Here is a 9358-nt window from a genome sequence, read left to right as displayed (position 1 = left end):
GGGGGCGGGCGCGGGGGGCGCGGGCCGGGCGGCGGGCGGTGCCGCGACCGGCGGCGGCGCCTGGGCATAGGCCGGGGCCCCGGCGAGGAAGGTGGCGGCAAGCAGCGCGTAACGGCGCATCGACAGGCTCCGGAGACAGGGTGCGCGAAGATGAAGGAATCCAGGCCGCGCCACAATCCAGCCCCGGGTTACGGCATGACAATGCCCTGAAACCTGGCAATCCCGGCGCCGTTCCCACCGGGAAAATCCCCCCTCGCGTTGACCCTGCGGGGGGCGGGCCCTATGTCGATGCTGCCAAGGGCCGCCTTGGGCCGCCCCGGGGCACTGCCTCGCCCGGGCTGCCCGGGCCCGGCCCCGCCAGGAGTAGATACACGCATGTTCGCCCGCCTTGCCCGTGCCCTGTTCGGTTCCGCCAACGACCGCGCCCTGAAGCGGCATGAGTCGCTGCTGCCCAAGATCGCGGCCCTGGAGCCCGAGCTGGCCGCCCTGTCGGATGAGGCGCTGCGGGGCAAGACCGCCGAATTCCGCCAGCGCCTGGCCGAGGGCGCGACCCTGGACGACCTGCTGCCCGAAGCCTTCGCCGTGGTGCGGGAGGGAGCGAAGCGTGCCCTGGGCATGCGCCATTTCGATGTGCAGATGATCGGCGGCATGGTCCTGCATGACGGCAAGATCGCCGAGATGAAGACCGGCGAGGGCAAGACGCTGGTCGCCACCTTGCCGGTCTATCTGAACGCATTGCCGGCCAAGGGCGTGCATGTCGTCACCGTCAACGACTATCTGGCGCGCCGCGACGCGGAATGGATGGCCAAGCTCTATGGCTTCCTGGGCCTGACCACGGGCGTGATCATCCACGGCCTGACCGACGACCAGCGCCGCGAGGCCTATGCCTGCGACATCACCTACGGCACCAACAACGAATTCGGCTTCGACTACCTGCGCGACAACATGAAGTACCGGCTGGAGGAGATGGTCCAGCGCCCCTTCGCCTATGCCATCGTGGACGAGGTGGACAGCATCCTGGTCGATGAGGCGCGCACGCCGCTGATCATCTCGGGCCCCACCGACGATACTTCCGAGCTGTACCGCCGCGTCGATGCCGTGATGGCCGAATTCGTGAAGGACCCCGAGCGCTTCGAGAAGGAAGAGAAGCAGCGCTCCGTCAGCATGACGGAGAAGGGCGGCGAGGACATCGAGGCCATGCTGGCCGATGCCGGCATCCTGACCGAGGGCGGGCTGTACGACACCCAGAACATTTCCCTGGTGCACCATGTGAACCAGTCCCTGCGTGCCCACACCCTGTTCAAGCGGGACGTGGAATACGTGGTGCGCGACGACAAGATCGTCATCATCGACGAATTCACCGGCCGCATGATGGAAGGCCGCCGGTACTCCGACGGTCTGCACCAGGCGCTGGAAGCCAAGGAAGACGTCACGGTCCAGCCCGAGAACCAGACGCTGGCCTCCATCACCTTCCAGAACTATTTCCGCCTGTACCCCAAGCTGTCCGGCATGACCGGCACCGCCTCCACCGAGGCCGACGAGTTCGCCGAGATCTACAAGCTGGAAGTGGTCGAGATCCCGACCAACGTCCCCGTCGCGCGCCTGGACCAGGATGACGAGGTGTACCGCACCGCCGAGGAGAAATACGAGGCGGTGGCCCGGCTGGTGGAGGAATGCCGCGAGCGCGGCCAGCCCGCCCTGGTCGGCACCACCAGCATCGAGAAGAGCGAGCTGCTCTCGGCCCTGCTGAAGCAGAAGCGCATTCCCCACGCCGTGCTGAACGCCCGCTATCACGAGCAGGAAGCCGAGATCATCACCCAGGCCGGCCGCCCGGGCGCCATCACCATCGCCACCAACATGGCCGGCCGCGGCACCGACATCAAACTGGGCGGCAACCCCGAGATGCTGGCCCGCCAGGAAACCGGCGAGAGCGAGGGCGAGGCCTATGAGGCCGCGCTGGCGCGCCATGAGGCCGAGGTGGCGGTGCTGCGCGAGCAGGTGAAGCAGGCCGGCGGCCTGTTCGTCATCGGCACCGAGCGGCATGAGAGCCGGCGCATCGACAACCAGCTGCGCGGCCGCTCCGGCCGCCAGGGCGACCCGGGCGCCAGCCGCTTCTTCCTCTCCCTCGAGGACGACCTGATGCGCATCTTCGGCAGCGACCGCATGGGCGGGATGCTGCAGAAGCTGGGCCTCAAGGAAGGCGAGGCGATCACCCACAGCTGGATCAACAAGGCGCTGGAGCGCGCGCAGAAGAAGGTCGAGGCGCGCAACTTCGACATGCGCAAGAACCTTCTGAAATACGACGACGTGATGAACGACCAGCGGCGCGAGGTGTATTCCCAGCGCCGCCTGTTCATGGAGAGCAACGACCTCTCCGAGACCATCGTCGAGATGCGCCACGAGACTATCGAGGAGATGGTCCGCCGCCATATCCCCGAGAACACCTATCCCGAGCAGTGGGACCTGGTGGGGCTGGAAAACCAGGTGCGGAACGGGCTGGGCCTCGATCTGCCCGTGGCCGCGATGGGCCAGGAGGAAGGCATCGACGACGACATGATCCTGGACCGGATCACGGACGCCGCCGACCGCTCCGCCGCCGCCCGCGCCGCCGAGATCGGCCCCGAGACCATGCGCATGGTCGAGAAGAGCCTGCTGCTGCAGCTGTTCGACCAGGTGTGGAAGGAGCACCTGCTGGCGCTGGACCATCTGCGCCAGGGTATCGGCCTGCGCGCCTATGGCCAGCGGGACCCGCTGAACGAATACAAGCGCGAGGCCTTCGCGCTGTTCAACGGCATGCTGGAGGAGTTGCGCGGGCGCATCACCTCCCTGCTGCTGCGCATCGAGCTGCGCGGCGAGGAGCCGCCCCCGATGCCGGAGCCCGTGCGCGTGACCGACATGCGCCACCCGAGCCCCGATGGCGTGGTGGAGGAATATGGCGGCGCGACCGAGCCCGCGACCCCGCGCGTGGCGGTGGACCCGAACGACCCCACCACCTGGACCGAGACGCCGCGCAACGCGCCGTGCCCCTGCGGTTCGGGCAAGAAGTTCAAGCACTGCCACGGCAAGCCCCTGTAACCGCTTCCGTGTAAGCATGATTGCCCCGGCCTCGGCCGGGGCATACCGTCGCCGCAACGACAGCGGCCGGCGTCCCCCGAATGGCGCTCGCCCCCCAGGAGGTGACGCCATGCCCGACAGCCATATCACCTACTCCCAGGACAACCTGACCCAAGCGGTGCTGGACCGCATCGCGCCAGACACCGACCCGCGTCTGGCCGAGATCATGCGTTCCCTGCTCGGCCACGCCCACGCCTTCGTGCGGGAGGTGCAGCTGAAGCCCGGGGAGTGGGAGCGGGCGATCGCCTTCCTGGTCGAGATGGGCCGGTTCTGCGACGACAAGCGCAATGAATGGATCATGCTGTCGGATGTGACGGGCGTGACCATGCTGGTGGACGCCATCGCCCATGCCAGCCATGAGGACGTGACCGAGACCACCGTGCTCGGCCCCTTCCACCGCGAGAACCCGCCGCTGCTGGGCAATGGCGACAACCTCTCGCCGGGGCTGGAGGGCGAGACCCTGGAACTGCGCGTGACGGTCGCCGACGCCGAGGGCCGGCCCATCGAGGGCGCGCAGGTGGATATCTGGCACGCCAATGGCGAGGGCGGCTATGACAGCCAGATCGGCGATGGCGAGCGGCACATGATGCGCGGCCGCTTCACCACCGGCGCGGATGGGCTGGTGCAGTGCTGGACCATCAACCCCTCCAGCTATCCGGTGCCGCATGACGGGCCGATGGGGCGGGTCCTGGCCTCCATGGGGCGCAGCCCGATGCGGCCGGCGCATGTGCATTTCTGGCTGAAGGCGCCGGGTTACCGCGACCTGATCACCCATATCTTCGCCGATGGCGATGCCTATCTGCACGACGACGCGGTGTTCGGCGTGAAGGCCAGCCTGGTGTGCGACCTGGAAGCCCGGCGCCGCGCCGGGGAGAGCGACCACCTGGTGCTGGAATACGAGTTCCGGCTGCCGCGGGTTTAGGCCGCCACCAGCGCCCGCTCCTCCGGCAGGGTCAGCCAGGCGCGGCTGCCCACGCCGGGCGCGGTCTCGAACACCAGATCCCCGCCATGGGCCAGCAGCAGCGACCGCGCCAGCCCCATGCCGAACCCCAGCCCGCGCGTGCCGGGCAAACCCTGCGCCGCCAGGTCCCCGATCGGGATATCCGCCCCCTCATCCTCGATGATGATGGCGGCCATGCCGCCCAGCCGGGCGAAGCGGATCTCGATCACGTCCTGCGGGGCGGAGAGGCGGGCGGCGCGCACCAGCACCTGCACCACCGCGCCGCGCAGGGCGCGCCGGTCCGCGCGCAGGGTCACATCGGCCAGGCCGCGGTCCAGCTTGCAGCGCCGCGCGGCCGCGCCCAGCTGGGCGGCGGCCACCGTCACCGCTTCCTCCAGCAGGGGCAGCAGCGGCAGCTGTTCCTCCTGCAGGCGGCGGGGGGCGGCCTCGGCGGCCAGCACATCCTCCAGATAGTCGGACAGGTCGAGCAGTTGCAGCGCCAGCGCCTGGCATTCGGGCCCGGGCTGGGCGCGCAGCGCCAGGCCGATGGATTGCGACTCGGTGGCCGCGTGGCGCAGGGCGCGGGGCTGCGGGTTGGCGGGGCCGGAGCGCAGCCGGCGTGCCAGCAGCCAGCCGCCGGCGGCGCCCAGCGCCAGCCCGGGCAGGGTCAACAGCAAGCTCAACAGCCAATAGGTGGTCAGGGGCAAGGCCAGCATGCGCCGCAGCATGGGCGGCGCTGCTGAAGCGCCGGTTAACGGCAGCCGTTCCGGCCCGCCGCCTCCTGCGCCAGGCCCAGGCGGAAGCGCCCGTTCTCGAAGGCGCGGGCGATGGCGGCGGCATTGGCCTCATTGCCGGCGCGCTCGGCGGGGCCGATGGCCTCGCCCGTCAGTTCCGCCAGGCGTGGGCAGCCGCAGCCGGTAAAGATGCCCTGCGCGGCGCGCAGCGTGGTGGCGATGGCCAACCCCCGCTCGCGCCCCTCCATCAGCCCTTCCAGCGGGCGGGAGAAGCTCTCCCGCGCCTCCCGCAGGCCGGCGAGCCCCGAGCCATAGTCGCAGCGGGGCCGCTGCGCCTCGGCGGGGCCGGCCGCGAGCAGCAGGGGGATCAGCCACCACATGCGCGGATCGCCTTTTGCATATGGGCGGGGATGGGGGCGGAGGCGGCGATCTCGCCCTCCGGCCCAGGCAGGTTGATGGCGCGGGCCAGCAAGTGCAGCTGGCCCGCGCCGCCGCCATAGCGGGCATCCCCCAGGATGGGGTGGCCCACATACACCGCATGGGCGCGGATCTGGTGGGTGCGCCCGGTGCGGGGGTGGAACTCCACCCAGCTCAGTCCGGGGGCCCGCCCCAGCACGCGCCAATCGGTGATGGCGGGCTGGCCCTGGGCGTCCACCGCCATGTGCCAGCCATCCCGGGCGGTGCTGCGCTTCAGCAGGGGGGCGTCGATGGTGCCGGCATCGCCCGCCACCTCGCCCAGCAGCACGGCCCAATAGGTCTTGCGGACCAGATGCTTCTCGAACGCCTGGGCCAGGGCCGCGATGGCGGGCCGGGTGCGGCCCAGCACCAGGCAGCCGCTGGTGTCCGTATCCAGCCGGTGCACCGGCCGGGGCAAGTGCCGGCGGCCGTTCTGCAACACCGGCAGCCAGTCCTCCAGCGAGAGGCCGCCGCGCGGCCCGGGATGCACGGGCAGCCCGGCCGGCTTGTTCAGCACATAGGCCGCCGGGCTTTCGTACAGGATGGCCGCGGCGAGCCAGTCGGGCAAAGGGGCACGCCGCGTGCCGCTCACGGACGGGTGCCGGCCGCGGTCATCACACCAGGCGCTGCCCCTGTTCCATCCACTGGAAATACAGCTCCCGCGCCTTGGTGGCGACCGGCCCCACCGGCAGGTCGCGGCCATTGTAGCGGATGCAGGGCTGCACCTTGCCGAAATTGCCGGTGGAGAACACCTCGTCGGCCTCGTCCAGCTCCTGCGGGCGCACGGCGCGCACCTCCACCGGCACGCCGGCGTCCCGCAGCAGGCCGATGATGCGCTTGCGGGTGATGCCCGCCAGGAAGGTGTAGTTCTCGACCGGCGTCACCGCCACGCCATCCTTGGCGAACCAGATATTGGCCGAGGCGAGCTCCGCCACATTGCCCGCCGGGTCCAGCAGCACGGCGTTGTCCGCGCCGCGCTGGCGCGCCCAGGTCGCGGCCCGCGCCCCGTTCGGATACAGGCAGGAGGCCTTGGCATCCGTCGGCGCCATGTCCTGCGCGGAGCGCCGGAAGGGCGCCAGCATGGCCGAGAAGCCGTTGAAGCCCGGCAGCGGCGCGTCATAGATCGACAGGATGAAATCCGTGCTGTCCGGGTCGGGCTGGGAGGCACCGAGCCCGCGCCGGATGAAGAACATCGGCCGCACATACAGCTCGGCCTCCGGGCCCATGCGGCGGATGCCTTCCTTGCACAGGGCCTCGATCTCGGCGGCCTGGATCTTGGGCGCCATCAGCATCGCCTTGGCGGACCGAATCACGCGCGCGCAATGCAGGTCGAGGTCCGGGGCATAGCCGCGAATGCCGCGCCCGCCGTCGAACACGCTGGAACCGAGCCAGAAGGCATGGTCCATGGGGCCCAGGATCTTGGGCTCCTCGGTGGTCCACTGCCCATTGTACCAGAACACGCCGGCCATGCTGGCTCTCCCTATCTCAAGGGCGGCATGTCTGCCACGGGTGGCGGGCGGGCGGAAGAGAGCGCCGTTCAGCCGCCGCCGCTCCGCCGCCCCGGGCCCCGCCCGGTCGGCTCAGGCGCGCGTGGCGATACGCGGCTGGGCGGTCGCCTGCTCCTCCTCCAGCATGTAGTCCCGTGTCAGCGGCAGCGCGTCCACCCGCCGGGCCAGCTGGATCTGCCAGTTCATGTGCCCGCCGTGCCGGAACGCGAATTCGCTGCCCGACAGGTACATCTCGAACATCCGGCAGAAGCGCTCGTCGTACAGCGCCTTGATTTCCTCGCGGTGCTGCAGGAAGCGGGCACGCCATTCCGCCAGGGTGCGGGCGTAGTGCAGGCGCAGGATCTCGATGTCGGTCGCCCACAGCCCGGCCTTCTCCACCGCCGGCAGCACCTCCGACAGGGCGGGGGAGTAGCCGCCGGGGAAGATGTATTTCGCGATCCAGGGGTTGGTCGCCCCCGGCCCGTCGGAGCGCCCGATGCCATGCACCAGCGCCACGCCATCCTCCCTCAGATGGCGGGCGATGGTGCCGAAATAGGTGGCGAAGTGGTTGATCCCCACATGCTCCACCATGCCGACCGAGACGATGCGGTCCACCGGCCGGTCCCAGGCGCGGTAGTCCATCAGCTCGAATTTCACCCGGTCCTGCAGGCCGGCGGCCTCGGCGCGGGCACGGGCATGGGCCAGCTGTTCCTCCGACAGGGTGATGCCCGTGACCTGCGCGCCGTGGTCGCGCGCCAGCGTCAGCGCCATGCCGCCCCAGCCGCAGCCGATGTCCAGCACCTCCAGCCCCGGGCGATCCAGGCGCAGCTTGGCGGCGATGTGCCGCTTCTTGTCGCGCTGGGCTTCCTCCAGGCTCTCGCGCCCCGTTCGGAAATAGGCGCAGGAGTATTGCCGGTCCTCATCGAGGAAGAAGGCATAGAGCTGGCCGTTCAGGTCGTAGTGATGCGCCACATTGCGCTTGGACCGCCCGGCCGGGTTCAACTGCACGGCGCGGCGCAGCAGCCGGCGCAGCTTGTCCAGGCCCCAGCCCAGCCCGGGGTCGCCCGCGATCGCCTGGTTCAGCGTCAGCAGGCGCAGCAGGTCATGGATGGTGCAGTCGAGCGGCTCCAGCTCGCCATCCATGAAAAGTTCGCCGAAGGCGAGGGCGGGGTCGAGCATCAGCCGGCGCACGGCATTGCCGGTGCGCAGGTGCATGCCGGCCAGCGGGGCCGAGCCCGCCTCGCCAGGGGGGCCGAGTTGAACCGTGGACCCGTCGGGCAGCATCATGGTCAGCCTGCCCTGGCGGATGAAGCGGCCCAGCACACCGGTTAGAATGTGTTGCAGCATATGAGGCTCCGTCCGGACTTGACGCACAAGTGGAACGGGCAGGGTGCTTCACCGGCACCCGTGGCCCGGAGACATTGCAATACTGAAAGAGTTGGGCGGGTTTTCTTGCATGTCCAGCGCGAATTTGCGTGCGCGCCGTATCGTGTGCGGGGCAAAGCGGGGGCGGGGGAATGAATTTTCCGGTGCCGCAACCGCTCTGCGCAAATCAGAGTTGCAAATGGTGAGAAGGCTTTGCCTTGATTGCGCCATCCCGCGGCGGTAGCGATGCTGCACTGCATGACGTTGTTCCGGGCGCGGTGCCAGCGAGGCTTCGCGCCGTGTCAGACCCGATGGAGATCCCCACCATGTCCGCTACCAAGCTGCTGACGGCCTTCGCCGCCGCTTCCCTGCTCGTCGCCTGCTCCTCTGACCCGGAGACGGCCGCGACCGCCGGCGCCGGCACGGGTGGCGCTGGCAGCAGCATCCGCCCGGGCAGCCAGGAAGACCTGCGCGCCAATGTCGGCGACCGCGTGTTCTTCGAGACCGACCGCAGCACCATCGCCGCCGACCAGCGCCCGGTGCTGGAGCGCCAGGCCCGCTGGCTGGCCCAGTACTCCTCCGTGCAGGTGACCGTGGAAGGCCATGCCGACGAGCGCGGCACGCGTGAATACAACCTGGCCCTGGGCCAGCGCCGCGCCAACTCCGCCCGCGACGTGCTGGTGGCCTCCGGCGTGTCCGGCAGCCGCCTGCAGGTGGTCAGCTACGGCAAGGACCGCCCCGAGGCCCTGGGCAGCGACGAGTCCGCCTGGGCCCAGAACCGCCGCGCCGTGACGGTGGTGCGCTAACATGCGCCTGCGCGTCACCGCCCTTGCCCTGATCGCGTCGCTGGCACTCCCGGCCGTGGCCCGGGCACAGGTGGAGACGCGCGAGGGTATCTATCTGCAGAACCAGCTCCTGCAATTGCGGCAGGAGCTGGAGCAGATGCGGGCCCGGGGGGGATCCTCCCTGGGCGCCGCGCCCGCCCCTTCCCCCCGTGGGGGTGGCGGCGGTTCCGAACTCGTGGGCCAGTTGCTGGACCGCGTGACGACGATGGAAGACGAAGTGCGCCGCATGCGCGGCCGGCTGGATGAGACGGAGAACGCCACCCGTCGCCTGGCCGAGGATACGCGCAAGCTGAACGAAGACATGGAATACCGGTTCCAGCGGCTGGAAGGCGGCGGCGGTGCCGCCCCCGCGCCCGCTCGCCCGGCCGCGCCCGGCCCGGGGCTGACGCCCCCCGCGCGTGGCGGTGCCGATGCCGC

Annotated in this window: 8 protein-coding genes and 1 pseudogene; 4 read left to right on the top strand and 5 right to left on the bottom strand. The window is 70.1% G+C overall.

The features are described 5' to 3' along the window. Positions 1–375: 375 nt before the first annotated feature. Together secA and GT007_RS21795 are read left to right on the top strand one after the other, a co-directional pair. Complete coding sequence (secA, locus tag GT007_RS21800) at positions 376–3075, top strand: preprotein translocase subunit SecA (protein WP_160123783.1); 2700 nt, start codon at positions 376–378, stop codon at positions 3073–3075. A gap of 109 nt (positions 3076–3184) precedes the next feature. Further along, entirely contained in the window at positions 3185–4036 is an 852-nt protein-coding gene (locus GT007_RS21795; protein ID WP_160123782.1) for a dioxygenase family protein, read from the top strand. Here GT007_RS21795 and GT007_RS21790 read toward each other — a convergent pair. The 5 genes from GT007_RS21790 to GT007_RS21770 form a co-directional block, all read right to left on the bottom strand. Beyond that, a complete protein-coding gene (locus GT007_RS21790) occupies positions 4033–4770 on the bottom strand; it encodes a sensor histidine kinase (protein WP_160123781.1) in 738 nt (245 codons plus the stop codon). The two genes, GT007_RS21795 and GT007_RS21790, sit on opposite strands and share 4 nt — an antisense overlap. A 35-nt stretch (positions 4771–4805) precedes the next feature. Continuing rightward, positions 4806–5168 carry a hypothetical protein gene (locus tag GT007_RS21785; protein WP_160123780.1) on the bottom strand — a complete coding sequence of 121 codons (363 nt, stop codon included), beginning with the start codon at positions 5166–5168 and terminating at the stop codon, positions 4806–4808. After that, entirely contained in the window at positions 5156–5812 is a 657-nt protein-coding gene (locus GT007_RS21780; protein ID WP_236571803.1) for an RluA family pseudouridine synthase, read from the bottom strand. The genes GT007_RS21785 and GT007_RS21780 overlap by 13 nt, the downstream gene beginning before the upstream one ends. Positions 5813–5858: 46 nt before the next feature. Continuing rightward, on the bottom strand, positions 5859–6713 hold the full coding sequence (locus GT007_RS21775; RefSeq protein WP_160123778.1) for a branched-chain amino acid aminotransferase: 855 nt from the start codon (positions 6711–6713) through the stop codon (positions 5859–5861). A 111-nt stretch (positions 6714–6824) separates the two neighbouring features. Then, positions 6825–8075, bottom strand: a complete 1251-nt coding sequence (locus tag GT007_RS21770) for an SAM-dependent methyltransferase (protein WP_201452013.1) — start codon at positions 8073–8075, stop codon at positions 6825–6827. A gap of 347 nt (positions 8076–8422) precedes the next feature. Here GT007_RS21770 and pal point away from each other — a divergent pair, with 347 nt between their 5' ends. Continuing rightward, entirely contained in the window at positions 8423–8902 is a 480-nt protein-coding gene (pal, locus tag GT007_RS21765; RefSeq protein ID WP_160123776.1) for a peptidoglycan-associated lipoprotein Pal, read from the top strand. Position 8903: 1 nt separating this feature from the next. Then, positions 8904–9358: pseudogene (locus GT007_RS21760) on the top strand (tetratricopeptide repeat protein); the annotation flags it as partial.

Source organism: Rhodovarius lipocyclicus, from assembly GCF_009900765.1.
Taxonomy (GTDB): Bacteria; Pseudomonadota; Alphaproteobacteria; order Acetobacterales; family Acetobacteraceae; genus Rhodovarius; species Rhodovarius lipocyclicus.
This window is presented reverse-complemented; position numbering and strand designations above follow the sequence as displayed.

Coding starts and splice junctions, on each gene's coding strand:
- secA (WP_160123783.1), top strand. CDS start 376: ATGTTCGCCCGCCTTGCCCGTGCCCTGTTCGGTTCCGCCAACGACCGC.
- pal (WP_160123776.1), top strand. CDS start 8,423: ATGTCCGCTACCAAGCTGCTGACGGCCTTCGCCGCCGCTTCCCTGCTC.
- GT007_RS21775 (WP_160123778.1), bottom strand. CDS start 6,713: ATGGCCGGCGTGTTCTGGTACAATGGGCAGTGGACCACCGAGGAGCCC.
- GT007_RS21790 (WP_160123781.1), bottom strand. CDS start 4,770: ATGCTGGCCTTGCCCCTGACCACCTATTGGCTGTTGAGCTTGCTGTTG.
- GT007_RS21795 (WP_160123782.1), top strand. CDS start 3,185: ATGCCCGACAGCCATATCACCTACTCCCAGGACAACCTGACCCAAGCG.
- GT007_RS21785 (WP_160123780.1), bottom strand. CDS start 5,168: ATGTGGTGGCTGATCCCCCTGCTGCTCGCGGCCGGCCCCGCCGAGGCG.